The 26,867-nt window shown below is 40.3% G+C and carries 33 protein-coding genes; 30 read left to right on the top strand and 3 right to left on the bottom strand.

From position 1 onward, the window contains the following. The 30 genes from ETA_RS00040 (at position 1) to ETA_RS00170 (ending at position 21,967) form a co-directional block, all read left to right on the top strand. On the top strand, positions 1–1,047 hold the full coding sequence (locus ETA_RS00040; RefSeq protein ID WP_012443158.1) for a replication initiation protein: 1,047 nt from the start codon (positions 1–3) through the stop codon (positions 1,045–1,047). Positions 1,048–1,059: 12 nt separating this feature from the next. After that, positions 1,060–1,563, top strand: coding sequence for a helix-turn-helix transcriptional regulator (locus tag ETA_RS00045; RefSeq protein WP_012443159.1), 504 nt, complete (start codon positions 1,060–1,062; stop codon positions 1,561–1,563). 193 nt (positions 1,564–1,756) lie between these two features. Further along, entirely contained in the window at positions 1,757–2,167 is a 411-nt protein-coding gene (locus ETA_RS00050; RefSeq protein ID WP_012443160.1) for a hypothetical protein, read from the top strand. A gap of 98 nt (positions 2,168–2,265) precedes the next feature. After that, positions 2,266–2,943, top strand: coding sequence for a lytic transglycosylase domain-containing protein (locus ETA_RS00055; protein WP_012443161.1), 678 nt, complete (start codon positions 2,266–2,268; stop codon positions 2,941–2,943). A gap of 13 nt (positions 2,944–2,956) precedes the next feature. Further along, positions 2,957–3,274: a hypothetical protein gene (locus ETA_RS00060; protein WP_012443162.1), complete on the top strand. Its 318-nt coding sequence runs from the start codon at positions 2,957–2,959 to the stop codon at positions 3,272–3,274. A gap of 53 nt (positions 3,275–3,327) precedes the next feature. Beyond that, positions 3,328–3,723 carry a hypothetical protein gene (locus tag ETA_RS00065; RefSeq protein WP_012443163.1) on the top strand — a complete coding sequence of 132 codons (396 nt, stop codon included), beginning with the start codon at positions 3,328–3,330 and terminating at the stop codon, positions 3,721–3,723. Next, positions 3,689–6,163, top strand: coding sequence for a VirB4 family type IV secretion system protein (locus ETA_RS00070; protein WP_012443164.1), 2,475 nt, complete (start codon positions 3,689–3,691; stop codon positions 6,161–6,163). The genes ETA_RS00065 and ETA_RS00070 overlap by 35 nt, the downstream gene beginning before the upstream one ends. Continuing rightward, positions 6,150–6,824, top strand: a complete 675-nt coding sequence (locus ETA_RS00075) for a type IV secretion system protein (protein ID WP_012443165.1) — start codon at positions 6,150–6,152, stop codon at positions 6,822–6,824. The genes ETA_RS00070 and ETA_RS00075 overlap by 14 nt, the downstream gene beginning before the upstream one ends. Before the next feature lie 51 nt (positions 6,825–6,875). After that, positions 6,876–7,049: a conjugal transfer protein TraF gene (locus ETA_RS00080; protein ID WP_042958365.1), complete on the top strand. Its 174-nt coding sequence runs from the start codon at positions 6,876–6,878 to the stop codon at positions 7,047–7,049. Next, positions 7,046–7,849 (top strand): virB8 family protein, encoded by an 804-nt coding sequence (locus ETA_RS00085; RefSeq protein ID WP_012443167.1) that lies wholly within the window; start codon positions 7,046–7,048, stop codon positions 7,847–7,849. Before ETA_RS00080 ends, ETA_RS00085 begins: the two co-directional genes overlap by 4 nt. 20 nt (positions 7,850–7,869) lie before the next feature. Further along, on the top strand, positions 7,870–8,655 hold the full coding sequence (locus tag ETA_RS00090) for a TrbG/VirB9 family P-type conjugative transfer protein (protein WP_012443168.1): 786 nt from the start codon (positions 7,870–7,872) through the stop codon (positions 8,653–8,655). Continuing rightward, positions 8,648–9,871 (top strand): type IV secretion system protein VirB10, encoded by a 1,224-nt coding sequence (gene virB10, locus ETA_RS00095; RefSeq protein ID WP_012443169.1) that lies wholly within the window; start codon positions 8,648–8,650, stop codon positions 9,869–9,871. Before ETA_RS00090 ends, virB10 begins: the two co-directional genes overlap by 8 nt. A gap of 68 nt (positions 9,872–9,939) precedes the next feature. Next, positions 9,940–11,013 (top strand): P-type DNA transfer ATPase VirB11, encoded by a 1,074-nt coding sequence (gene virB11 / locus ETA_RS00100; protein ID WP_012443170.1) that lies wholly within the window; start codon positions 9,940–9,942, stop codon positions 11,011–11,013. Between the two features lie 9 nt (positions 11,014–11,022). After that, the gene (locus tag ETA_RS00105) at positions 11,023–13,074 is read left to right on the top strand and encodes a type IV secretory system conjugative DNA transfer family protein (protein WP_012443171.1); all 2,052 of its coding nucleotides are present in this window, start codon (positions 11,023–11,025) and stop codon (positions 13,072–13,074) included. Positions 13,075–13,106: 32 nt separating this feature from the next. Then, complete coding sequence (locus tag ETA_RS00110; RefSeq protein ID WP_012443172.1) at positions 13,107–13,451, top strand: arginine transporter; 345 nt, start codon at positions 13,107–13,109, stop codon at positions 13,449–13,451. Between the two features lie 101 nt (positions 13,452–13,552). Then, the gene (locus ETA_RS00115) at positions 13,553–13,957 is read left to right on the top strand and encodes a hypothetical protein (RefSeq protein WP_231853264.1); all 405 of its coding nucleotides are present in this window, start codon (positions 13,553–13,555) and stop codon (positions 13,955–13,957) included. 32 nt (positions 13,958–13,989) lie between these two features. Continuing rightward, complete coding sequence (locus ETA_RS00120) at positions 13,990–14,436, top strand: thermonuclease family protein (RefSeq protein WP_042958380.1); 447 nt, start codon at positions 13,990–13,992, stop codon at positions 14,434–14,436. Between the two features lie 12 nt (positions 14,437–14,448). Then, positions 14,449–14,865, top strand: a complete 417-nt coding sequence (locus ETA_RS00125; RefSeq protein ID WP_012443175.1) for a hypothetical protein — start codon at positions 14,449–14,451, stop codon at positions 14,863–14,865. Between the two features lie 3 nt (positions 14,866–14,868). Beyond that, on the top strand, positions 14,869–15,138 hold the full coding sequence (locus ETA_RS00130; protein WP_012443176.1) for a hypothetical protein: 270 nt from the start codon (positions 14,869–14,871) through the stop codon (positions 15,136–15,138). 23 nt (positions 15,139–15,161) lie between these two features. Then, positions 15,162–17,330 carry a type IA DNA topoisomerase gene (locus ETA_RS00135; RefSeq protein ID WP_012443177.1) on the top strand — a complete coding sequence of 723 codons (2,169 nt, stop codon included), beginning with the start codon at positions 15,162–15,164 and terminating at the stop codon, positions 17,328–17,330. Positions 17,331–17,394: 64 nt separating this feature from the next. Then, complete coding sequence (locus ETA_RS00140; protein WP_012443178.1) at positions 17,395–17,829, top strand: H-NS family histone-like protein; 435 nt, start codon at positions 17,395–17,397, stop codon at positions 17,827–17,829. Positions 17,830–18,061: 232 nt separating this feature from the next. Beyond that, the gene (locus tag ETA_RS00145) at positions 18,062–18,853 is read left to right on the top strand and encodes a SprT-like domain-containing protein (RefSeq protein WP_012443179.1); all 792 of its coding nucleotides are present in this window, start codon (positions 18,062–18,064) and stop codon (positions 18,851–18,853) included. A 268-nt stretch (positions 18,854–19,121) separates the two neighbouring features. After that, complete coding sequence (locus tag ETA_RS18915; protein ID WP_012443180.1) at positions 19,122–19,409, top strand: hypothetical protein; 288 nt, start codon at positions 19,122–19,124, stop codon at positions 19,407–19,409. Between the two features lie 62 nt (positions 19,410–19,471). Beyond that, entirely contained in the window at positions 19,472–20,014 is a 543-nt protein-coding gene (locus ETA_RS00150; protein WP_042958368.1) for a hypothetical protein, read from the top strand. A gap of 47 nt (positions 20,015–20,061) precedes the next feature. Next, on the top strand, positions 20,062–20,508 hold the full coding sequence (locus ETA_RS00155; RefSeq protein WP_012443182.1) for a hypothetical protein: 447 nt from the start codon (positions 20,062–20,064) through the stop codon (positions 20,506–20,508). A gap of 1 nt (position 20,509) precedes the next feature. Next, positions 20,510–20,806, top strand: coding sequence for a hypothetical protein (locus tag ETA_RS00160; protein WP_042958370.1), 297 nt, complete (start codon positions 20,510–20,512; stop codon positions 20,804–20,806). Then, the gene (locus ETA_RS00165; RefSeq protein WP_042958373.1) at positions 20,803–20,982 is read left to right on the top strand and encodes a hypothetical protein; all 180 of its coding nucleotides are present in this window, start codon (positions 20,803–20,805) and stop codon (positions 20,980–20,982) included. The genes ETA_RS00160 and ETA_RS00165 overlap by 4 nt, the downstream gene beginning before the upstream one ends. 351 nt (positions 20,983–21,333) lie before the next feature. Continuing rightward, positions 21,334–21,483, top strand: coding sequence for a hypothetical protein (locus tag ETA_RS20115; RefSeq protein WP_167310298.1), 150 nt, complete (start codon positions 21,334–21,336; stop codon positions 21,481–21,483). Between the two features lie 13 nt (positions 21,484–21,496). Continuing rightward, entirely contained in the window at positions 21,497–21,631 is a 135-nt protein-coding gene (locus tag ETA_RS20515; protein WP_256451430.1) for a hypothetical protein, read from the top strand. Between the two features lie 141 nt (positions 21,632–21,772). Continuing rightward, positions 21,773–21,967: a DUF7706 family protein gene (locus ETA_RS00170; protein ID WP_012443184.1), complete on the top strand. Its 195-nt coding sequence runs from the start codon at positions 21,773–21,775 to the stop codon at positions 21,965–21,967. A gap of 74 nt (positions 21,968–22,041) precedes the next feature. Here the strand turns inward: ETA_RS00170 and dinQ are convergent, their stop codons facing one another. From dinQ to ETA_RS00180, 3 genes are all read right to left on the bottom strand, one after another. Further along, positions 22,042–22,137 (bottom strand): damage-inducible type I toxin DinQ, encoded by a 96-nt coding sequence (gene dinQ / locus ETA_RS20625; protein ID WP_272492243.1) that lies wholly within the window; start codon positions 22,135–22,137, stop codon positions 22,042–22,044. Positions 22,138–22,754: 617 nt separating this feature from the next. Continuing rightward, complete coding sequence (locus ETA_RS00175) at positions 22,755–26,336, bottom strand: LPD7 domain-containing protein (protein WP_012443185.1); 3,582 nt, start codon at positions 26,334–26,336, stop codon at positions 22,755–22,757. Beyond that, entirely contained in the window at positions 26,323–26,835 is a 513-nt protein-coding gene (locus ETA_RS00180) for a ribbon-helix-helix domain-containing protein (protein WP_012443187.1), read from the bottom strand. Before ETA_RS00180 ends, ETA_RS00175 begins: the two co-directional genes overlap by 14 nt. Positions 26,836–26,867: the final 32 nt, after the last annotated feature.

Raw genomic sequence — 26,867 nt, forward strand, 5'->3', positions numbered from 1 at the left:
ATGAAAATTCGTGATTCTGTTGCGCGTGGATTGGTAGGGCACACTAGCCGAGCTGACGATGCGCTAGTGACTCAAGGAAATCAACTAATCGAAGGTAGTTATGATATTACCCTCACGGAAATCCGCTTGCTTTGGTTAGCGTTAACTAAAATCCAAAGTAAGGGAGCTAAAACTTCTGCGGAGATCGTTTTAACTGCATCTGAATATAGTTCAATGTATAAGCTTGATATGTCGAACAGCGCCAACCAGTTGAAAAGCGTTTCAGAAACACTTGGTTCAAAACCTATCATTACTTATGACTGGAATGATAAAAAAAATAGAGTTGATAAAGTAATAAGATATTGGTTCTCTTCAATACGTTATGGCGCTAATTTAGGCGCAGATGTAACATTGAAATTTTCAGAAGAAGTAAGCCCTTTTTTATACGAGCTTAAAAATGAATTTACGCAAATGAACGTTTTCAATATGGCAAGTTTAGATACGCCTTTTGCGTTTAGATTGTATTCATGGCTTTCCAGATATAGAAATCTTGATAAATATAAAGCTAAAAAAAGTGGCGTCATATCTACCGAGCCAATTGCTCTTGATTGGATGAAAGATAGAGCTGGTTTATTAAATAAATACAAGGACTTTAAAAACTTTAGGGTTAGGGTTCTTGATCCCGCTGTTGATGTTATTAACCGTACTACCGATTTAACCGTTAAATACGAAACTATCAGTGCCGGAAAGAAAGTAACAGATATTGTTTTTATTTATATTGTTGAAAACGATCAGGCATATTTGAGAGTAAAACCGGAGCCGCCTAAGCTGCCCCGTCGCCCTCGCGTTCTGCAAGGGAGTAGTAAAGAGGGTGATTGGGCGCTTCAATGTCTTGATTTGATCAGGGACTATGAAAAACGGCTTAATGAGTACGATTCTAAAGAACTGTTATCATTAGCCTATCTACGCAAAAAAAGTAATTATTATCGTATCATTGGAAATAAAGATGGTGTGGATATTACAGAAAAAGAAATTGAAAATCGCAAGCTACGGAAAGCACGCAAATAAGAGGAATGATAATTGTATAATATAAATCCGCTCAGCAAACAAAACCTCATGCAGCATACCGATAAAATTAGCGGTATATTCCCTGAGCTTACCAACACAGAGCTGGTAACTTTAATTCTCCACTCATCAGGACTTAGGCCGCCGAGGATGGCGGATTTATTGTCTGTTTCTAAAAAAACAGTAAATGCTCATATTGAAAACATTCGTGTGAAGTTTCAACTTGATAATTATGAAGAAGTTAAGCAAGTTTGTGATCTACGCATTACTTTGCATAAAGAACCAGAACGGTATGCAAATTTGTTTCCAGAGCTTGAACCTTCACTTTACCAGTGCTTAACTATGGTTTGTTGTGGCTTAACTGTTGAAGAAATTGCAAATAGAATTTCTAATTGCAATATTCAAAATGTTATAGATCAGATTTCAGAAATTAAGCACATTTATCATGTTGATTTCCTGTCTGACTTACGAGTATTCTTTTCTATCAGGCTAAAGTTCAGCCAAACAAAGAAAGGTTAGGTAGACACTAACCAAAACTGTGATTTAAAGGATTGATTATAAAATGGATTTTTACTTTTATTCACATGTAGACGCTTTTGGCATCGTTCTTATAGCGTTCCATTATAAAAATAGTTAAATTAACTATTTCCAAAAGAGTGAGGCTATTGTATACTTTTTATGTGGTTGAGTATTCAACTACTAAGGGGTTTAGATGCTTCATTTCTATGAGGATAAAAAGGAGGGAAAGTCTTATAAATCGGTGAGCGTTCGTCTTGATTTGGATGGAAAGTTAAATCAGGTACTTAGCTCAATCAGCGTAGGGGAGGGGATAGGAAAGAAGAATCTGATAGAGGCGATTCTTACTGTCACCATTAATGATGATGGCTACTTTAGCCAAATCAATCCCTTTCGTGGGTTAAATCCTCAAGATATTTATGAGGGTTACTGTTCAGTAGGTGTGTCGATTCGATTGGACGCCTACCTAAATTATAGGATGAGTAACCTTAGTAAAAAAACAGGGATACATAAGAAGAATCTTTTGATACTGGTTCTTGACCAGTTCTCTGACAGTAAGGCCGTTATTGATGCTGCTAAATCAAGACTTACCGCCAGAGTTAGATGATCCATTCATCTAACAAGCTCTTTAACAATATGGATAGCGAAAGTATTAGCCAATAGTCGCCTTTTATATTAAATATAAAAACGTGTGAAGGGGGTTTTATGGTTCTTACAACTGCGGCATTAGCTGGTTTGCTGATGCAGTGCGGAGGGAATGTTGATCCGGTTACGCTGAAAACAATTTTTTCTGTTGAATCTGGATTCAATCCTTATGTAGTGGCGAATGTTACAAAAGAAACATCGCACTATTTTAAGAACGAAAATGAGGCAATCCATTTTGTTAATGAGCTTGCTTCAAAGGGTGAAAAATATTCTGCTGGGCTTGGTCAAATTTATGTAGGTAATTTTAAATCCTATGGGTTGACTAACGAAACAGTTTTTGATTTTTGCAAAAATATTAAAGTTGCATCTCAGATTTTTGAGAAATGTTATTATCGTGCGCTTGAAAGTGGTAAATATCCAGATGAGCAGGATGCTCTACGTGCTGCCGCATCGTGTTACTACTCAAATAATTTTACAAGGGGGTTCAAAAAAGAAAAGGATGGTATGAGCTACGTTGATCGTTCTAATAAAGCGGTTAACAAAATTTATGCAGTACCTGCAATGAAGCCAGTAACGGGTTCGGGTGAAAACGAAGTCTCTACTCAAAGCGTTACCATGAGGCGTGGGGTAGTATTTCAGAAGCCAGAAGAAAATCAGGTGGCTGATATTAATACCGGAACAGTAAAACAGACGCAGCCAAAAGCGGCTTGGGATGTTTTCAATGATTTTTCAAAATAAGAAGGGGTACGTTATGGAAAATAAAAATCACGCAGCAAATAAAATGAAATTTTTCTTCTTTGCATTCTTTGTTGCTGTGTTCTCAGTTTCTCCGCTTTCCGCAATGGCTGCTGGCGGCGTTAGTGGTGCTCAAGCGGGGATCTCTACTGCTCAAACGGTTATCTATAGCCTGTTAGGTGCAGGGGCGGCGGTTTACATGCTGATTCAGGGCTTCTTGCTCAAGCTAAAGAAAATTGGCTGGAATCAGTTGTTCTTGGCTCTTGTTGAGGTTGCTGTAGTTGCTGGCCTTCCTGCTCTGGCGGTGTGGTTCTGGGATCTCGGCGGTAACTAATAAGCAAAGAAGGCCGCAACATAGCGGCCTTATATAAATACGAAGGGGGTATTATGGCGGACATAGATAATGATGAAGAAGATACTATTCACACTCAACATCTTACTTTGAACGTTTTAAACATCGTGCCAAATATGGGCGGAGTCCCGTTAGTTTGGGCTGTTGCTTTACTAGGTTCGGCGATGATTGGCGCGGTAATTGGTTTTGCTTCGCTGAATGATCCGAGAGGGCTTCTGTTTGGTTTGCCGTCGTTGATCATCTTTTTTATTGTGAAACTTATTTGTTTAAACAGCATGGATTCGCTGCGAGTTTTTCAATTAAAAGTTGCTGGTAAATTTCAACGATTAAAAAGTGGCGGCGGGGTTTATCAAATCAGCCCTTCTTTAGAACCGGAAAATGGGGAGAGTGAAATCCATGAGCAAATCAAACGCGCAAAACAGCAAGCGTGAAGCAATTGAGCCTAAACTGCCAAAATATACTTATCCTGTTAGTGATTCTATTACGCTAATCGGTGATAACAAATTGATGGCAACCATTAAGATGGCTGGTTATCCTTATGAGCTGGCTGATGATGATGATCTTTATATTAAATATAATCAGTTCAGAACTTATCTGGTTAGCATGGGTAAAGATTTAGCTGGTCATCTTGGGCTTTGGACATACCTTGATAAGCGGGAAGTTATTGTTAACGATGAGTACCAGTTCAGCAATAATTTCATTCAAGGCTTTTCTGACAAATATATGGAGCGCTTTAAAGCAGGGGGGCGTTACTACGAATCGAGTTATTACATAACCCTTGTATATAACTATTCAAGCAGTAATGTTGATGATGGCATTAAGAAAATGCAGCAAATCATCACGATGTCAGAAAAAATGTGTGCTCCATTTGGTGTGTCTGTGCTTAGTATTAATGGTTATGAGAATGAGTCTGCAAACTTTCTCTCATGGCTAATTAATCATAAAGAACTAAATATTCCATTTGTAGAAGATCCACTCTATAAAGTAGTTACCAGTAGCAAGCGTTATATGGGATATGACATTGCACTAATCCGCAATACAAATGATGCACAAGACAGATATGTTGTTTCATATACTGTGCGTTCATTCCCTTCAAAAATTAAAGCCGCTGCGCTGGATTTCCTTTTAACTCTTCCTTGTGAGTTAACATTCACACAATCTTATATCTACACACGACAATTGACCGCCATTTCAAAAATTGATGGTCAAGAAAATAAAATAAAATCAACTGATGCTGCAATTGATGAAGAGTATGCAGCTATAAATGCAATTAAAAACCTTGTGCAGAATGCAGAGGTGTTTTTAGGGGATTATCATGGCGCGATTGCTGTTTATGGAAAAACAGCCAAAGAAGCTTACGATAATGCAATTACGGTTGAATCTGGATTTAGTGCCGCTGGCTATATGCTATTAAGGGCAACTGACGAGCAGGAGGAAGTTTTCACCAGTACGCTTCCTGATGCTAAAGAAAGGCCGCTTCATTCCATCCGATCAACAACTACCCTTGCTGACCAATTTTCTCTTCATAATTTCTCAGTTGGTAAAAGAACGGGAAACCCAATGGGTGATGGTTCGGCAATGATGCCAGTCGAAACCCAGCAGGGCGGTATTCATTATCTGACAACACATGATAGCGAGCCTGACAAAGATGTAACTGGCGAGCCTATTTCTGGTCATGGCTTGTTCCTCGGTGCTACAGGTGCGGGTAAGACAACGTTTCAGGCTGCATTAACTTCATTTTGTGATCGTTTCAACCCCATGCTATTTGGGATTGATTACAAGCAGTCAATGCGATTGCCAATGATGATGCTTGGTGCTGAATACTTTGTTTTTTCGGAGGGGGTAGATTGTGGTGTTAATCCTTTCCAGCTCAACGAAGAGGATTTTGCGCGAGATGAGTTTGGTGTAGTACAGGAAGGGCTGGCGATAAGAGTTAAGGAGAAAATAAAACAGTTCCTTTACGATTGGGTAGAACGAATAGCGATCAAATCCGATGGGACGTTGGATGATGGGGATAGCGCCAAAATAGTTCGTGCCGTAGATGCGGTAATGGAAGAACCGCGAGAACAACGGCGATTCTCTTATGTACTGCAAATGATAGTTGACTCCCCACTGAAAAACAGATTGCGCGAATGGTCAGCATTTGGGGATGGTAGCCGTAAAGGGCGCTATTCTTGGGCGGTAGATAGTCCTGAAAATGTGTTCGATCCCTTAATGATGGACAGGGTAGCATTTGATTGTACTGTTATCCTTAAACCACAGCCGAACGGCGGTACTCACCCTGCTACTGAGGTGTTGTTAGCGGCGCTGTTTTTCTATAAAGATTTAATGAAATTAAATCCAGCTAAGAAAGGAAGATGGACAATCTTTTCTATCGAAGAGTTCTGGAAACCAGCTAATTTCCCATTAACTCAGGTTCAAATGCAATCCTCGTTGAAATCTGGACGTATGGAATATGAAATGGTCTGGTTGATTTCACAACAGCCATCAGACGCCATTAATTGTAAAATATTTAATGAAATTAATGAGCAAACTTCTGTGCGAATTCTTTTACCTAATCCGAACGCCAATTTTGAAGATTATAAAAAAATTGGCCTGACACGGAAAGAATTCACTAAGCTGAAAGCCCTTTCTAAAGAAAGCCGCATATTCTTGATTAAAAAATCCAATACAAGTGTTTTTGCCAGTATGGATTTACATGGCTTTGATGAGCATTTGCCAATTCTTTCCGGTGATACATACGGAGTGAAAGCAGCAGAGGCCATCATTGAACGGATTGGCTCCAATAATCCTAATGATTGGATTCCAATCTTCCTGAAAGAAAATACCCGCAGGAAACACAAGCGCGAGGATGAGCATGAGGAAGCTTAATAAGAGAAAGGTATTTCTCGCATGTGCTTTGGCTTTTAGTGGTTCAGTATTGCCAGCCCATGCAACAGGAATACCAGTTTTTGATGCCGCAAGTGCTATGAACATGGTTCAACAGCTACAACAGGCAAAACAACAATATGATCAACTGGTGAAAGAGTATCAGCAAGCTAAAAACCTACACGATTCAACTATCGCGGAAGGTAAGAGGCTTTATGAGGGGGTAACTAATTTTAAGGTTCAGGATTTACTTGATGATCCTACCTTGAGTAGTTATTTACCTAATAAAAATACTGCTGATTCGCTTAATCAGGTATCAGGCAATATATCATCTCTGCGTTCTCAATACGGTTTATCGTCTGATCAGCCTGTAGTTCAGAAAGCATATGATTCATTGCTTAGTGAACTGGAAAACATGCAGACAGCCTATAATACGGCTGTAAAACGTGGTGAAAGGTTAAATACTCTTTCTGAAAAGCTTGAATCAGCAGTTACACCGCAAGAAAAAGCTGATTATCAGAGTGCGATTCAGACTGAGCAAAATAACCTGCTAAACGAAAAAACAAAACTCGACTTAGCGAAAGCCAACTTTGACCAAAATCTTAAAGTTGTGCAAGCGGGTAGACGAGCGGAGTTCAAGCAAGAGTTCAGCATAGATAAATAATTATACTAAATATAACAAGCCCGAAAGGGCTTGTTATTCGAAGGGGGTTTTATGACTTTTAAATATACAGCAGTGATTTTTGCTCTTTTTATGCTATCTGCATGTTCAACTAACCCGCCTAAACCGCCAATGCCTAAAGGTGAATGGGTGCAAATGAACACAAATGTTCCGGCGGCAAAATTACAGCTTCAAAAGATTAAAGCAGCAAAAGGAGGTGTGGAATGAGTTTAATATTGACAGCGATTAAAAAGTACAAACTAAAAAAGAGTGAGCGTGAAGAAATTTATAGCAGAAATAAAAATATGGCTGAAATTTCCCCCTCCGAAACTAAACAATTAGCAAATGATAAAACAGTACATGACCATTCTATTGCTGGATTCCAACGCGACAAAGTAAAAGACCAACGCAAGTTAATGTGGATTGGTTTTGGATTCGGTGGGGTAGGTATGGTGTCGGCTGGAGCAATGGCGGTTGCACTGGCTGCACTAACACCGCTAAAGGAAACGAAGCCTTACATTGCCAGCGTCGATACGGTTACAGGCGCAATCTCGGTTGTATCAGCCGTAGGCGATGAAAAAATCAAGCTTTCCTATCAAAACCTCATTGATGCAAATAAGCTTGCTAATTTTGTTGTTAACCGTGAGTCGTATGATTGGAATTCGATTCAGGCTAACCTTGATGAAGTTAAACTTAATTCAACGGCTGGCGTGTATGAAGCGATGCGCCGTTTTATTGTTGATAGTGTCAATTCGCCCCTTCAATTGTTAGGTAAAGATAAAATAATGAAAGTGGGTATTGTTAGCCGCCCACTCGTGAATAGTACAAATGGAACAGCAACAGTACGTTTCTACAAAGCGATTACTGATAGTTCTGGAAAAGTGATTGATGGTTATCCGGTAACACACTGGCAAGCAACAATTACATTTGACTATGACCATCCGCTTAAAACTGATGATGATAAGCTATATAACCCGCTCGGATTTAACGTGACGAGTTATCGTGTGGATCAGGAAGTACAAAAATAAAAAAGTATGAAGGGGGTTAAATGAAAAAAATTCTTCTAGCAACATGTATTGCTTCCATGTTGCCATGCGCCGCTAATGCGCTCTCAATTCCGCAAGCTACCTCATATGATTCACGTATGCAGGAAGTTACTTATAATCCTGATGATGCTGTATTGGTAAAAGTTAAAGCTGGTACATCAACACTTCTCCAGTTACAGGATGATGAGTTCATTACGGATGATAAAGCAGGTATGGGGTTTGGCGATCCTGATGCGTGGGATGTTTCTGTACGGGGAAACAATATTTTTATTCGTCCTATCGCTGAGCAACCTGATACAAATGTTACTTTGGTCTCTAATAAGCGAACATATGTTTTTTATCTGAAATCTGTAAAGGGAAACCCTTCTTGGATAGTCAGATTTAAATATCCTAAAAAATATAATCCTGTAAACCAAACTGTGTTTAAGAAAACACCGTGTCAATCAAACGGCGCTTATAGTGCGAACTGGAATTATCAATTACAGGGTAAAGAATCTTTTGCACCGTATGAAGTTTGGGATGATGGACGCTTTACTTGTTTCCGCTTTAACTCATCGAGTGATCTACCAGATATTAAACGTGTAGCCGGTGATGGTTCTGAAATGTTGGTTAATAGCAATGTCGATCCTGATACGAATACCATCATTGTTCATGAAACATCACCTATGTTCCGTATTCGTTTGGGTCAAAAAGTCGTAGCGGTTCGCTCCGATACAATAAATGCGATGCCTTCAAATCGTAGTGGCACGACTAATGGAATGAATCGGGAGGTAAAAGCTGATGACTGATCAAAACAAAGACGATATTGGCGCTATCCCTTCAATTGATAATGATCGCGATGATGTCAATTTGCAGGGGGTAAAAGGAAAAAGAAAATCTAACGGTTTACTGTCCTCAATACTCATTTTCGGCGGTGCGGTAATTTTAATAATTGGCTTAGCAGGGTGGTTCATCTATAAGGCCGTACATAAAGACACTTCTATTGATGTTGGTAAGCCCGCCGATCCGACTTTGACGAAGAACAGCGGTGATGATTCCGGCAATAAAGGTGTTGATAAGCTGATGGCTACCATCGCTCAACGTAAAGCTGCACAGGATGCAGCCGCAGAACAAGCGAAACAGGATGAAGAAAAGCGGCGTTTAGCAGAGGAAGAGGCCAAACGTAAACAGCTAATGGATGAACTGGCCGCAAAAGGGCGGCTTGAACAAGGCAACGGGACAGGCCAGCAGGGAGCAGGAGCTAATGGGGGTAATAACGAGCAACCTATGACGCCGGAAATGCGTAAGCTACAAGGCAAGGGGCTTGTTTTTGCGGGTGCTGATGGTAAGGGGGCAGGTAAGGGAGAAAACGCCCCTGAAGGCTTCGGAGGGGGCTTAAATGACTCTCTGCGCGGTGGGACTTACGCAAACGGTCAGGCATCGATATTGCGTAACCGTAATTTGTTGCTTGGGATGGGGTCAGTTTTGCCTTGTGTGCTGCAAACGAAGATCGTAACGACCTATCAGGGGTTGCCAATCTGCCAGCTCACCAAAAATATTTATTCCAACGACGGCAGCACCTTATTGCTTGAAGCGGGAACGAAATTCTACGGCGAGATTCAAAAGGCTCTTTTACAGGGGCAGGCGCGGGTATTTGTTAACTGGACAACTGCGGAAACACCTAAAGGCATTCGCGTTCGTATTGATGCGTTGGGTGTTGATGGTCTGGGAGCGGCAGGTATTCCGGCATGGGTTGATCTTCACTTCTGGGAGCGCTTTGGCGGCGCTATCATGCTGAGCTTTATTCAGGATGGTATTGCAACAGCAGCTAACAGGGCGAGTAAGGACAGTAATAATAATAGTATCTCTGTTGATAATACACAGGATGCAGCAAAGGATATGGCAAATACTGCTCTTGAAAACACTATCAATATACCGCCTACGGGTTATGTTAATCAGGGGGAACTGATTTCAATCATTGTTCCTCGTGATACCTACTTCAATAATGTTTACGAAGTTCACTAAATAAATAAGCGGGGTATACGCCCCGTTTATATTTAATATAAATATTATAGAAAAATTGGAGGTGTGGCATGGATGATTACGATGATTCTTTTCTTGCCAGAAGCAAGTTAAAACGAACGGGTATCACAGATTTATTAAATGTTGATGGGATTACAGAAGTTGCGGTTAACCAGCCTGGTGTTATCTGGTTTGAGCGCGGTAATGGATGGGAAAGTCAAATCAGCGAACAGTGCAATTATGGTGCGCTGGCTGATTTGGCACAGGCTTTATCTGTAAAAAATAATACAGGTGGTATTGATAGCCAATGGCTTAATGGGAAAGTAAACGGTGTTAACTCAATTCATTCCGTTACCTTACCAGATGGTGAAAGGGGGCAGATAATTTTACCTCCAGTTACTGAGCAAGGTAAAATATCCATAACAATCAGGAAACCCTCTAAATCACGGTTTACCTTGCAAAGCTATATAGATAGTGGGCGACTTAGTAATTATGAAATATGTGGAAAGGCTTTCGATAAGCATCGCCCATTAACGCATGATCAGGAGGAAATGCTAGGGCTGTTAAGGCGTGGAGATACAGACCGTTTCTTTAAAAAAAGCGTTGAAATGAAATTGAATCATTTAATGGTTGGGGCTACAGGGTCTGGTAAAACAACCTTCATGAAAGCGGTAGCTGACCTTTTTCCATTAAATCGCCGTTATATCACGATGGAAGATACCCATGAGCTTGATTTGCCTATTCATCATAATCATGTGCATCTTTTCTTTAAGAGAGAGGGGCAAGGGGTCACAGCTAAAGATTTGATTGAGGCGGCAATGCGTATGAAGCCGGATCACATCTATCTAACGGAGCTGCGCGGTGATGAAACATGGAACTATTTAGGTGCTATCAATACGGGACATAACGGTAGTTTAAGTTCAACTCATGCAGAAGCTACGCCAGCAGGTGTTTTCAACAGATTGACCACGTTAGTTAAGCAATCGCCAATCGGCTCTACGCTGGATTACAGTCTTATCTCTAATACAGTAGCAAGTACGATTGACCTGATAACCTTCTGGGAAGGTTCTTATATGAAAAAGGTTTATTACAATCCAGAAGAAAAAAATGATGCCATTAACCGCTTGCTTGGTATGGCAGCATAAGGGGGTAAAATGCAACCGAGAAAGAACATAACTCGCGGCGAAGTATGGTTGACGATAATCTTTGCATTATTCCTTTCTGCGGCGTTGGGAGTAGGGGGGCTATATGGTGGAGGCTATTTATTTTTGCTTCTATCAAAAGTTGACACAAGCATTCTTACATATGACACGCTAATTCAGTCTTGGAAGTTATGGCAGTATAAAAAACTTCATACTCCTATAAGTATTGGCACTGTGGCTTTTATCCTCTCTATGGTACTGCCGTTTGTAGGTGTAATCATTTTAGGAATATTTGAATTTCCTGAGCCAGATATACATGGTAATGCCAAAGAAATTACTGATGATGAGTTAGAGGAAAGCGGTTTGCTCTCGACAGAGCAAAGCAAGCATCCTGAAATTTTGATTGGGAAAGTGGCAAAGGGACGATACAAAGGAAAGTTTCTTAAATTTGACGGACAGCAGTTTATGGGACTTGGCGCACCGACACGAAGCGGTAAAGGTGTAGGGTTCGTTATCCCTAACCTGCTTAATTATCGTGATTCGGTTTGCGTTTTAGATATTAAAGCCGAAAACTTTATTATGACGGCTGGTTACAGAAAGAAGATGGGACAAGAGATTTTTGTTTTTGCTCCTGATGGTTATCGTTTCTCAGAAGATGATTATATTCAATATAAATTATCAGATCACTATTTGAGTATGAGTGAAGAGGAACAAAAAGCATTTGATGAACGGTATTTTGAAAATGCTCAGGTATTAACACACCGCTGGAATCCGCTAGGCTATATAAGTCGAGCTAAATCACGGCGTGTTGGTGATATTGAGGATATTATAGCAATCCTGTTTCCTGATGGCGGTGGCGATAACGCTATATGGAATAGCATGGCTTCAAGCGTATTTTCAGGGTATGTACTTTATATGCTTGATATGGAAAAAATCGTTAAGGATATTAACGCAGAAATCCAGAGTAACAGAGATAATGGAGTTGATGATAACAGGGAGTTTATGCCCGCTTATCCTGTTACAATGGCGCAGATGTTTACGTTAACAGGTGTTCCAGATATTGCGGCGTGGATGAATGATGAAATTCTCTACTGGAAAGAACAGGGGCGTCCTCTTAGCCATGAAACAGTAGAAGCATTCAACCGCTTTACAGGTGTTGATGTTAAAACTCGCGGTAATATCATGCAGAACTTCAATCAGCCGCTTAAAGTTTATCAAGTTGAGTCATGTATGCTTGCTACTGAGGCAAATGATTTTAACTTTGAAGATTTGCGTAAAAAACGTATGTCGGTTTATATAGTTCTTTCTCCTTCTGGCATTAAAAAATACGGCAGGTTGATTAATTTATTCTTTAGCCAGTTGGTTAACGTAAATACAAAAGAACTTCCAGAGCATAATCCAGAACTAAAATACCAATGTCTATTGATGCTCGATGAGTTTACATCAATGGGGCGTGTGGAAATCATTGAAAAGTCAATAGCATTTACGGCTGGTTACGATCTGCGATACATGCTGATTTATCAGGATGATGGGCAGATAGAAAGTGATGAGGCTTACGGTAAATCAGGTGCTAGGGTTCTTAAAAAGAACCTTGCTTTAGAAGTTATTTATCCGCCTAAGACGGTCGATGAGACAGCAGACCGCGTAAGTAAAACGTTTGGTACAAAAACTGTCAAAATTAAAACCAGAAGCCGCACAAGTTCACTTGGTGGAGGGGTTAGTAATGGTGAAAACGAGCAGTATGTAAAACGTGATTTGTACCTGCCTCAAGAAGTTGTTGAATTGGGATCAGTTAAATACTTTTCTGAGATAGTTAAGAAAAACTGGCTGGGTCTTAACCGGAAAATCAGAAAGCGTACTAACTTAGGTGTTAATGAAATAATTATAATGGAGCAGGTTAAACCATTTGTAGCTCATAAAATAATGTATTTTGATGAACCTGTATTTGTTAAAAGAAAAAAAATAGCAACTGATAATATTCCAGAGATTCCAGTTCTCAAGGAAATTAAGCGGTTTGAAATGCCACGCGAAAGGCGCAAAGATATTCCTGAGTTGTCACATTAATTATCAAAAACAATACAAGTAAGGGGGTAGTTATGAAAAAAACCATACCATTAGTATTTCTGTTAAGTGTGATGGCGTTTAACGCTAGTGCGGCTGAGCTAGGTTTTGACACTGACCAAAGCACAGATGATCCAGATTCAGAAAGCCCATGCGTAGTTGTAACGTGCTTGTACGGCAAGCTAACAGGTAATGCCCAAAGCCAATGTAGTTCCGCTGAAAAGTTTTTCAAAAACATCAAAGCTACAAAAAAACACGGTATCTTTGATCCTACGAAAACATTAAGGAAGAGAACGCAGTTCGTAAACGGTTGCCCGTCTGCTGATAAAGAGTCAAAGGATATGGTGCTTAAAGCGTTTGGGAAGCTGAAAAGCTTTTGATGCTCTTCAACTGTTTCAAAGCCCCGAAAGGGGCTTTTTCGTATTGCATCATGTGCCAAATGGCACTATGATTAAACTTGTTTTTGCTCAAGGAGGTATGTATGAACTGGTTTTCAATGTTACTGATGCTTTTCTTCTTATTGGCATGTTTATTTTTTTATTTTAAAAATAAAAAATCGACTGTTGATAAAACTAAATCAATCGAGAACAGTGTTAGCAATAATGGTACTCAACTAGAAAAAGTAGTTGATGTTTTGAATAGAACGGAGGCAGGAATCTTAAAACGCCTTGATGAAAATAGAGAGCTTTTGGAGTTGCTGTATAGCGATGCTCCTGAACTGATGAAACAAAAACCTTGGATCAGAGGCTGGTTAGAATCACAAGATGTATTTTTAGTTAAGGTGGCTGAGGCTGTAAATGTTCCGACTAAAGGTGACTCTATTCATCCTTATCCTCGGCCTTTTCCTCTCCGCGTTTCTGACTGCGATAAGGAACAAGGATTGTGAGTAACCGTAATCAAATCTTTCAATCTGGCGTGATGGTGTTCGCTGTATTTTTTTCTGGCTATCTCAGTGCGGCAAAGATTCAAGGTAAAGTTGTTCGTGTGCTCGATGGTGACACAATCGAGGTACTTAATAAAAAAATACCTGTACGAGTTCGCTTGATAAACATTGATGCGCCTGAAAAAAAACAGCCCTACGGTAGATGGTCAACGAGCCAGCTTAAAGAGCTGATCGCAGGGCAGCGCGTTACCGTGGCCTACACGCAGAAAGACCGTTACGGGCGTGTGCTGGGGCGCGTAGTAACAACAAACGGCGTCGAGGCCAATAGCTACATGGTGCAAAGCGGCGCTGCGTGGGTGTATGACCAATACAACGCAGATCCATCATTACCGGCTTTACAGCGTGAAGCAATAGAGCAAAAGCGCGGTTTGTGGGCTGGCAATCAACCAGTGCCGCCGTGGGAATGGCGGCATAGCAAATAAGGGGTTTAAACTATGCTAACAGATAAAGATATAGCTATTCTGAATAATTGCTTGCTCGACGACCACCTTCTTCTTGAAATTGAAAAATATTTTGTGTCAACAGAAAGCGCCACTGTAAGAGATCGTCTAAATAGTGGAGAGTCCTTAACTAACGAAGAATTGTGGAAATTACCATATTCTGAATCATTATCTGTAAAGAGAATAACAGATAAAAAAGATATTCAATGGTTAACTGCTTACGCTATTGCTAACGGCCGTGATTTACAGTCTTTATTTGAAACAAGTGAATTTAAATACCTTACTCTTTTTATTGATAATGAGAATGTTAGTTCGCAATTTAAAGAGTGGTTAATAGCCTATAACTTAATTGATGCTTTTCAATTGAATGATACAACGGCTATCACTATTAGTTTTCCAGAGAAGGAGTAAATTATGGGTATAAATATGGAATATATTAGTGATGATGAGTACAAGAAAGCGTTAAGTGTGTTTACTGAAATACTTAACGCCGATGTTGATGTATATGATAGCGAAGATATTGAAGTCATTAAAAAATTCGAAGATGCCTTGGATCTTTGTCTTGATTATGAGCGGCAATGTTATGGACAAAAACTCAATGAGTCACCAATAAGTGCATACATGGCGTCAAAACCTAAACGTGCCGCATTTCCTATTAAAGCCATTGTAAGTTTTTATAATTAATATAATCTAATGAAGGGGGTTGTATGATTTTAACGATTGCAGAAAAGCCAGAATTAGCAGAGATTATTGCTAATGCCTTTGGTAATGCCGTTAAGAAGCAAGGTTATTATGAGTGTGCGGGTAATAACGTTGTAACTTGGTGTTTTGGTCATATGTTGGTATTAACACCGCCAGCGGCTGTAAATCCATCATATGAAGTTTGGAAAATGGACGATTTACCAATGGACTTAACCGCCGTTTCACATCAGGTTAAGGCTACGGAAAACGGGTATGTTGAGCGCCAATATAAAATCATTTGCGACCTGCTAAAAAAATCATCTTCCGTTATTCATGCTGGCGATCCAGATGATGAGGGAGAGTTGCTTGTTCGTGAAATTCTTTGGCTTGAAAATTATACCAAACCAGTGAAACGACTGCTTTTAAATGACCTGAATATCAATGCCGCTAAAAAAGCGATTGATAAAATGGAAGATGGTAACTCAGATAAGTTTATTAGACTGGCTTTAAAAGCGCTTGCCAGAGCTAAGGGCGATCAGATTTTCGGCCTGAATATGACACGCTATTTTACGCTACTCAGCCAGCGTTTAGGTGGGCGCGGTAAGTTAACCTGTGGGAGAGTTCAAACTCCAATGCTCGGATTGATTGTAGCGCGATACAAAGCGTTTAACAGCCATGTTAAAAGCTACTATTATGATGTATCGTCTACTCATAACTTCCTGAAAGATTTCCCACTCAAAATTATCCCTAATGATGATTTTGCCGTAGATGGCAAAATTATAGATCCTGATGTTGCGCAGAAAATTAAAGAAGCCTGTGAAGGTAAACCCTCATCCGTAGCAAGCGTTAAGGTAGAAGATAAAGCTACAGCGGCTCCACTGCCATTTGATTTGCTGGGGTTACAGAGCTATATGCTCAAAGATAAAATCTCACCAGATGAAACATTGGAACTTACGCAGAGCCTCCGCTCTAATTACAGCGCGATTTCTTATAACCGTTCTGATTGCCGCTATTTATCCAGCGATCAGCATGAAGAAGCGCCGGATACGCTTAACGCATTAAAAAAATATGTTGGCGATGGTGCGTTAAATGACGTCATTAATAACACATCTTTCGACATATCTCGCAAGGGCAAGGCTTTTAATGATAAAAATATTACTTCTCACACCGCCATAATTCCCACACCGAACCCACGCGGTTTGGAAAAAATGAGCGCAAAAGAAAGAAAGGTTTATGAAGCTATTGTTCTTCGCTATTTATTGCAATTTGTGGATGATAAAAAATATAAATCTGCAAAGGTAGTTGTAGATTGTGCTGGCTATCAATATAGCGCAAGTGCCACTAGATTAATTTCTGCTGGGTGGTCTAGTATCGAAGCTGATGATAGTGATGAGTCTAATAATAATGATGGTGAAGATAGCCAGCCATTATTTGAATCAATTTCTGCGTTGAGTAATGGTGAACAATCTTCATGTACTGGCGTTATTATTTCTAAAGCAGAAACCAAACCATTACCACTTTATACAATGAAAACGTTTCTTGAGGACTTAAAACGAGTAAGTAAATATGTTTCTGATCCACGCATAAAAAAACTACTGCTCAGTAAGGATGAGGGTAAAAAAGGTGAGCGCGGCGGTATTGGTACACCTGCCACACGTTCAACAATTATAAAAAACCTCGAAAACACAGGTTACTATACGATTCAGAGCAATAAACTCATCCCCACTGAGAAGGGTATTAAGTTTATTGAAAGTCTACCTGTAAGCGTTACAGCGCCAGATATGACCGCGCTTTGGCATGAGCAACAAACAATGATTTTAGATGGTGAAATGGAATTATCTGATTTCATAATCAACATTAATCAAACTGTTGCTGAATTAATGAAAGCTGACGTAACAGAAGGTATGAAACAGGTTGCAGATAGCCAACCTAAAGGAAAATGTTTTTGCTGTGGCGGCGATATGCACTTAAATCCTAAAGTCTTTGTATGTCAAAATGAATCATGTGGTCTTAAAATTTGGCGTACTATATCTAAAAAAGACCTTACCGATTTACAAATGAAAACGCTAATGGAGCGTGGTTCAACCAACCTTATCAAGGGTTTTAAATCCAAAGCTGACAAGCCTTATGATGCAATTTTGAAAATTGACAAGGATAAAAAGTCAGTTGTTTTTGAGTTTCCACCTAGAAAATAATTGAGCTACTATAGCCATAGCGTGTGCTATGGCTATTTACTTTTGACAAATAAAAGGGGTTTAAATGAGCGATAACTACGAAGCAGTATCACGCACTCTTTCTAACATCCGTTCACTGCGTGTTTTTGCGCGTGAAATGAATAACTTTGATCTGCTTTGCGAGATTCAAGAAAAGTTTTCTATGGTTGTTGAAGAGATGCGCGCCGATGCCGAACGCCAGAAAAAAGAAGAGCAAGAACGCGATGAGCGTAAAGCTGAGCTGCTCAAGATGATTAGTGAGGCTGGTTTCTCAGTTGACGAGCTGGCGGGTAGTGCCGGAGCTGAGAAGGGAGCGCGTAAGACTCGCACAGTTCAGCAAGTGCCAGCCAAATATCAATATGAGCTGGACGGTGAAACGAAGTTCTGGACGGGGCGAGGACGCAAGCCAAAGCCTATTGAAGATGCTATCAAGGCTGGTAAATCCTTAGATGATTTCCTGATTCCTGAAAAGAGCGCCTAAAAGCTTTCTATTTAAAAGAGCCGGACTTTGTTCCGGTTTTTTTTTGCAAAAAAAAACAGAACTAAATACTACATCTAGTATCACCGGCAGCTGCGACCGATACCAGATGTAGTGTTGTTGGCATGGCACATAGTGAGGTTGGGAATCGTATTTAGGGCTTGCATTTGTGCCATTTGGCACTATAATAAATTGTATTGTACAAAACAATTTAATACGGTGATCGGGGGTATTCATGAGCAATCAAAGCAAACCTGCAATAGTGGCGTACACAGAGCTTCAGCAAGCGTATGACCATTTTAATCACGCTCTCTTTGATGGTGAGCTGCCTGATCTTCTAATCACGCTACAGCGCGGCATGAACACTTTTGGTTACTTTGCTCCTGTTCGTTTTGAAGGGAAATCTCAAGTTTCTGAGTTGGCCATGAACCCCGATTACTTCGGTGGCCGTTCTCTGGCTGATACGCTTTCAACTCTAGCGCATGAGATGGTTCATGTATGGCAGTTCCATATGCCTGACGTGAAGAAATGCCGTGGCGGGTATCATGATCGCGTATGGGGCGCGAAAATGGAGGAGGTTGGTTTAATGCCGTCTAATACTGGCGTAGCCGGTGGCAAAAAAACAGGCCAGCAAATGACGCATTACATTATTCGCGGTGGGCGCTTCCAAACGGCAGTTTACGAGCTGCTAAAAAGCGGGTTTGGGATCTCTTGGTATGATAGCTGGTCACATGGTGCAGTGATCCCCTCTAAAGCCAATAAAGACATTCTTGATGATTGGTTGCGTATTACTGATGCTGGCGATACTGAGCTGATTAGCAAGCTGACGCAGACCGTTAGCAAAAACAATCCTGTGTTATCTGGTAGTGAGGGTGATGATGAAGAAATCTCGATCAAGCCACCAGTTAAAGGCAGCAGTACACGCGCAAAGTTCACTTGTCCTGACTGCGGCCTTAATGCGATGGCTAAACCCTCGGCTAATTTAGTGTGTGGAGACTGTGATAAACCATTGGTTATTGCTGGTTAACATTAAAAAAAGCCCCTGATGCGCAGGGGCAATAAGCTACCTTTTTGCTATTTAAATGCTACCTTTTTGCTATCCATTATAGGGAATATAATAATTTCATAAACTTCTTTAAAATCAACAACTTAGTGCGCATAATGCGCATTATGTTAAATGCGTGCCAAACGGCACAATTCTACTTGTAAGTTAGGCGAAAATCGCCTATTATAAATCCTGCGGGGGCGACAGAAAGCCACTCGTTTCGAGAAGGCTAAGCCCTCTGAGGAACGTAATGAAACTTTCTGATGTAGCAACCATACAGACGAACTACCCTGATGCTGATTTCTGGATTGTTCGTCGAGGCTCTTTAAAAACCGTTGGCTCACCTTCCTATGAATTCAATCCTGAGAGCATAGGAATAAAGGTAACAAGAACCGATCTGGTTCTGTCTCGTTACCTTTACTACTGCTTACTGCACCTGCATCAATCAGGGATATGGGAACCAGTAGCAACGGGTACATTGAGCTTGGTTAACATCAAGGTTTCTGACGTTAAAAACATCGTCCTGAAGCCGCGCTAACTAGCAGGGGGGAAACACCCCCCCTGCTATGATTGGAATCACAAAACAGGAAAGTGGATAATATGAACATACAGAGAAGTAAAATAAAAAAAGAAAGAAAAGAAAAATGTATAAATACAAATATTCTTTTATTGATTCTGACTTTAGCCTGCATTCTATGGGTGTTCTATTTCTCGTTTGGGGGGGCTTTAGGTTGGGTTTGGAATCCAATAAACATATTTGCCATTCCTTATTTTGGCTTACATGGTACGGTGCAAGAAGCGTGGGGTAATCTTACGCTGTCAAATACATTTAGTGATAATTCTATCGCTTTTATTTCCTTAGTTGTTATTGCTGCTCTGATAGGCGTTCAGATTGTTATGCTTTCGCTAGCTATAACAGAAGTACAAAACCGCTGGCTTAAAGATTTCGTTTTTTGGCTCACCAATGACAGGGTAATAATGCGTTATTTTGGTTTTAGGATGAATAACAGGATTAATATCAACTCCTATAATGAATCAGATGTATTAAATGAGGCAGAAGAAAATCACTGGAAAAAGTGGAAAGAATATTACAAAAGCGATTTGAGCTTTGATGAGTGGAAACGTAAATATTTGAAACGCTAAACCATATATATTGATGTTTCATTAAAAATAGATGTAGGTGAATCAGTATGAAAAATGATAAAGAAATTTCTATTATCCTCCCCTCAATGGATGCGCAGCGTCTAATGATTTTGGAAATGGAAACAGAGAAAGCCATTACCACCCTGAAAAGCAATCTTTTAGGGAAGAAATTTCCTAAAGCTGATGGTGTCGATTATGCATCATTAGACGAGCATATTTTTCTCACTCAAGATCAAGGATGGGTCGCGCCGCCGTCTGATTTGGTTGATGCGTGGTTTAATCAGGTAAAAGAGTTATTCGATGAATATCGATCTGATAGAAAGCTGGGGAATCTGTTAGGGCTGCAAGGAGATAGCGCAGACCGCCGTATTCGAGCTTACAGAAAAGGAAGCGAAGTTATCCCTTATGGTATTTGGCGTAACTTTCTGGAGATTACAGGGCGCGTAACGCCGGAGATAAAACCCGTTCTAGGGATTTTTGATATGGAACAATAAGATGATTAATAAAAAACATGCTGTAAGCAATACAACCTATATTACGATTGAATCCGCTCAAGAAAGGATTGTTAGCGTTGATCCTGACGGTGATGCAGTCTTAACAATGGAGGATGCTATCAATCTACTGTTTAGAGAACCTGCAAAGAAAAGTTATATCCCTGCCCTTAAAGGGTCATGCCCTGCTTTTGAATATTGGGTTGACAGATTGCAGGACGGAGAGCAGTTGCCTCGTGGTAGATACTTTAAATCCTGCGAGTTTTTACGTTCATTACGACTAAATAGGAAAATAAAATGAATGATGAAAAGGCCAAAAAAAATAGCACTGGACACAGTTTCATTTTAACAAAAGATAAAACTGGAATGCAGTTCAACCCTGAACTATTAAAACAGTTCGAGGATTTACCTGTGGATGCTGGTAAAGCGATAATAGAGAATTGCACTACTCGCATTGAGTTAAAACAAAAATTATGATTGTTAAGTTATATCAAATATAAAAAGCCCCCGAAGGGGCTTTTTACTTACCCTTTCTTTTTAAGAACCTTTATTAGTTGAGATATAGCGGTTATAAGACTAGCAATAGCGAGGATTACAGGAGGAAGGTTTACGAGGATTTCGGTTATCATCATTTTAGACTCTGATGTTTGAAGGGTTGCCGTTTCCGACAAAACAAATTATCCCCTTTTGCGGTCATTCATACCAATTGATTTTTTGAATCCCCTCCCCTACCCCTGATTAAGAAAAACGATGAAATTAACGCTTGCAAAAGTGCCAAATGGCACTATACTAAACATTAGTTCCATATGGCACTTTTAAGGATTGGTTATGAAAACTAAATCTCAGCGTGAAATTATCAAAGATACAAGCAAGCGTTTTGAAAGTCTGGTAAAAGCTGGAGCAAATACCAATATTGCTTATAACTTTTATCTTGCCATTCTTAAACTCGATCTCAAACCTACCGCCCACGTAAATTAAATTGAGGTGATATATGAAACGTAAAGAATACAATGTTGATACGCTTTCTATTAAAGCTGAAATGAAAAAACGTAGCCGCCAAATTAATAAAAGATGCCGTATGGAAAGAACTTTAATCAGGCATGGTAGCTGGGTTAATCAATACTGATTAGTTGCCTACTTTTCGTTTGTGGTAACATCTGTTGGATGTTTTTCAATCGAACCGCACCGCAGTCAGTGTTGAGGCGTACCGCAGCGAAGCGAGGAACGAACAGCGCTGGCGAGGAGCGGAGTATATGGAGATCGGGTTATGGAAATAGTTGTTGAAACGCTCACCCCTAACTTTAACGATGAAGAGGCGTTAGCTTTGGCGCAGTTCGTTAAGCGGCTCACATGGAGTGATATTCGTGGATGTGCCGTTGATGATAGCGAGGCATACACGATGAAAGATGCGATTGGTAAACTGCAAAAGGCATTAGCAGAGAAAGGTTATTCACCTCGCTAGTTAGGCTTCCCAGCAGAAACGTTAAAGGGCAGAGAGTGGTTAGCTCCCTGCCCTTATTTACGTTTCCACTATCATCAGTCGATGAACTGGCGGATCAATTCTAGCAGCGCGACAAGCGCCTTTAGAACGATGAGAACTTTATCAATCAAAGCTTTCACCCGTTTCTCCATTAAATGGAGCGAGATCACCGCTGCGTACCCTTACGCTGCCTGTTACAGCGGTTCTTTCCGTTGTTAGTAGGAGAACACCCCGCCCCGACCAGAGCACTAAACCAGCACCACCTGTAATTTAGCCAGGGCTTGAAATCGTTCATGCCGCAATGCGGAAGCCCGAAGCGGAACGGTATCCTTTACTAACAGTAGAACTATACACGAACAAGGGATCTCAAACGAGCGCCATCCTGTTTGCCTTTAGAGCGATGCGTATATATAATGAACGCGTTAGTAGGAGAACACCCCGTTCCGGTTAGAGCAACCAACTCAGCACCAGAACATTAAAGAAACCGACCTCACCAGTCGGTTTTTTTATGCAGAGATATTAGTTACAACATACATATGGTTCTTGTATAACTTATTCCCTCACCTAACCTACTTCAAAATATTTGACTGCTTTCCATCACTTAGAGATCTAGCTAAGTGCCTGATATTGTGAGAAATGAAGTTGCGGCAATAAAATTGGCCAGCTGATGCCGGCGACGCTTTGAATTGCTAAATTATTCAAGGAATCTGATGGAAAGTAAGATACAAAAAACCCGCCTACTGGCGGGTTTGTCGTTGGTAGTGTTTGACTAGCGATCAAACGAAATTTTAGGCTTCTCACCCTTCTGTTCTGGCTTGTCTTGCTGCCGTTCTTGCTTCTGCTGTTCCTGCGCTCTGTTACTTGTGGCGGTGTACTGGCGAGGCTGAAAGGCATCATCATACGCTTTACCATCATTGCTAAGCTGGAATGCTTTAGGCATCGAGGACGCAGTAATCACCAGTTCTCTATCGGCCTTCTCTACCTTGATTTCGCCACTGGCAATTTTATCAGCTACGTTAGCGCGGTTCTCTTTCGCTGCATCCAGCTTTTCAGTAAGTTGCTCGATAACAAAATATTGATGCTCTTTTGCTGTTTCTGAGTTGCCCGTTTTAACATAATTTTGTTGGCGCAGATGTTCTTTTGCCAGCTCAAGCTCTGCGTTCTTAACGTCACGATCAGCTTGTGATAGCGGTGATTGGTTTTCACTGCTGAAATATGCAGAACCTAACCCCTTCTCTTCAAGCACAGATTTTATATGGGATATAATTTTCTCGTCTTGCTCGTTACGTTCGGAAGTATGACCAGCTTGATCTGGCAAGTGTGCCTCACGCATTGGTTTACCGTTAACAATTACTCGGTAGGCCGTAGAGTCACCATCAATAGATTCAAATTCAACGCGAACATCATTCTGGATGCTGCGCCCGTTCTCATTAATGGTGATGGAAGGTACGCTAATCTGCCCTTCTGCATAGCCTTGTTCAATCTGGCTCGGTGTGAACTGGCTAAGTTCGTCACTGGCGAGTAACGGCATTTGAATAATATCAGCGTCCGTTTTATATATTTCAGAGGCAGTTTGAATATAAGTGTCCAAAGGGAGATCATTAACAACTATACGAGTACGGTTGCTTTCTTCATTGTAGACCGTAGTAACATGCAGCTCCTGCGCCGTTGCTGCCCTTTCGTTTTCTGGCTTCGCCAAAATTTCTTTAACGGCCTGCTCAACAGAAATATCAGGTTTTGCTTTTGATAGTTCGGCAATTTCTTTAAACGATATATTGTTTTCAGAAAGGTTTTTACCCAGCTCGCGTAAATCATTACGTGAAAGTTCGCTGAGTGGCAGCTCACGCGCATTAACACCTGTGATAACCAACTCAGGCTGTTTATTATCTGGCTGCTGCTGTGCTCCCTGCTGGCTGCGTGGTGCATCTTGCCTCTGTTCTGTAAACTGCTGTTTAAGTTCCTCAAATCTCTCTTGAAACTTCTTAGGCCGAAACTCTACTTCTAAGCCACGTTCGGCGGCAATTTCGATGGCCTTATCTTTAAATCCGGGTGTGCCAGTCAACTGAATTTTTCCGTTGTACTTCTCAGAAGCAAGTTCAAGACCTAACGCGATCTTGTCTTTATCGAGGGTAAACGTAGGGAATTCAATTTTATCACCTTTATCTATGAAAGCCGTGGTTTTAAGCAAGCCTGACTGATACTTAACATCACCATTATCCTGTTTAGATGGTGCCAAATCATTAAGCTCAAGGCGTTTCTTATTCTTGATATTGAACTCATCATTTTCTTTAATTTGCTCCATATGGCGTTTTAAATTAACGCCATATTCAGGCTCGAAAGGTGAAAATGTGTTTTTCTCTGCAATACCACTTACATAATCAGTTAGTTTAGCCATACTACCCCCTTCGCTATTTTGCACGTATTTTAGTATTAAAAATTCAGTCTCTACGTTCTCTAGTTTTGCTAGATTTCTTCTTTCACGATACTGATACTGCCTAATCTCCTTTTCATTTTTTAGTTTATTAAAAACGGCAACAGAAAGCGCGGCCTTACGTTCTGCATAACTCATTTTTCTAGAAAAAATTTCTTTCTTTTCGTTCCAGTAAGTCTTTTTTAAATCATAGCGCATACGCTTACAATTATAGTTTAGCTCTGCTCTAACGTCTTTGATTTTCTGAAAATATTGAGGTCTATATTCAGCGTTAAATGATTGCCAAATTTCTTTAGGCAACTTCACTTTAGCTAAAGACATTTCGTTATTTATTTGCTCATCATAAGATTTTCTTAGGTAAGCTTTTGCCTCATCCCATGAAAATTTCATTTCCTTAGTTAGAAAATCAGATACATTATAATTGATTTTACCAACCCCAATCCTCGCAGAACCATCTTTAGCAGTCGATAATTTATAATCACTTGGTGTAATTCCATGTGAATTACTCAAGTTATTGAGAAGATGATCAGCGCTTAGTGATTTACGGATGTTTCTGAACTCATCAAGTTCATTATCAGCCGTGATAGCTTTCCTTTGTGAATGCGAAAAAGAAATACTACCTGTTACGCTATCTAGTCCGTGGGTATCTCGTGCGCTCCATCGCAATCCGTTATGTTGATGTTGTCCTTGCTGCCCGTCTGCCAGACTATTCTGTTGAACTTCTCGCACCAACACTGTGCTTTCTCGGGCGATGCTGGCGTTAAAGTCCCGTTCTCTGTCACTGTATTTATATCCGTCGAGGTTAGGAACCAGTTCGCCAGATCGCATTTCTGGCAAGCCAACGGCAAGGTTGGCAAGATTTCCACGGCTACTGTTTTTATAACGGTGCTTTTTATTGGTTTGTCCTGAATCGGTGTACTGTCGAGCAGTTTCATAAAACCCCCTTTCTCTATTTAATATAATCTCTTTTTTACCTTCAACATCGGCGGCACGATACATAACCTGCATCTTTTTAGATGCTTTATTTATGTATTTAATTTCTTTACTTACACGATTTGACCAATCATTTAGCAAGCGAGCAACCTGTTTTTCAGTAGGTTTAACTCGCTCTATTTTACGTTCTTCTATGTATTTTTTTTCAAAAAGAGGTGATTTCAGATTAATGTAATTAGAATCTTGGGAAGTTTTAACAGCCAAATACTCATTTGGTTTCCCTTCATTTCTAACGCGCACCTCATAAAAAGACTGACTTAGCGCAGATTTATATGCACTATAATCACGGTAATTCCCTTGTTCAAGAATGTTAAAAGCTTCTTTTTTGACGTCAGCCCTAAAGCCTTTAAATGTATCTGCTTTCACCCTTGATAAAATTTGGGCTTGATGATCATCAGTAAGACGGACAAAATCTTTTGGGTTTTCGAGGCTAAATTTAGTATTCAGTTTTTCCTGAATTGCTTCATGATATTTTTCATGATGTTTATATAAACCCACAGGATCTAATGAGCGACCTGTAAGTAAATTAGTTTTGGGAATCACGATATGAATATGTGGTTTTCTTTCCTTTTCCTCACCTGTATTTCTGTCTGTAATTGTTTTGATTTTAGGTAAATGAGCCTCGGCATAGAAATTAACTTCATCATCGTTATAAGCTGATAGAAACATAGTTTTATATTCTTGAGTTACAGCTTCAAGCGTTTCTATTGGAACCTCATTCTCACGAAAACTAATTGTAATATGAAGGTATCTATCCTGATTTTTATCGGGTATTGAATCAATGATATTCTCAGTTAAAGATAAGTTACCATCTAGACAAACTCGCATATCCAACTCATCGCGATTAAATGCACGCCCTTGCTTTTGGCCTTCTCTGAGATATTCAGCAATGCCCGAATTACCGCCCCGAACTCTAACGATTGCCATTATTATTAATCCCCGCCTCTAACAAAGCCTCAATGTTTTGTAATACGCGGATACCCGCCAACATTGTTTCTTCTGAAATAATCTTAGCTGCGAACGCTGAGTTTATTTTCTTGGCTAACTGGTTAATATTATTGCTAGATTTGTTATAATAAAATACCAGTTTACTAAAGTCTGGATTTTTTACTTTCTTTTGCGGTGCATTGATAACAATGTCACCGCCATTTGTTTTTGTCTTGATAATGGCACGAAGAAGATCGGAACGACTTAGATTAGCGTCCTTGCACATTGCATCATATTGTTCAGCATCGGATTCTGGAACTCTGAGGCTAAACACTATGCTTTTGCTTTTCTCTTTCGTACTTTCTTTCATGACTCGTAGAGGCTCCATTATCTGTGCATCTATGCCGTGTTCGTAGAACTCGGCGGCATCAGGGGATTCAAAGGGGCTTTCCCCCTTTGGCACAGCGATTATACAGTAGGCTCCACCTACTGTATACATCGCTAACGTGCCTCGGTGTTTCCCTTTGAATT

Source organism: Erwinia tasmaniensis Et1/99 (genome assembly GCF_000026185.1).
Classification (GTDB): domain Bacteria; phylum Pseudomonadota; class Gammaproteobacteria; order Enterobacterales; family Enterobacteriaceae; genus Erwinia; species Erwinia tasmaniensis.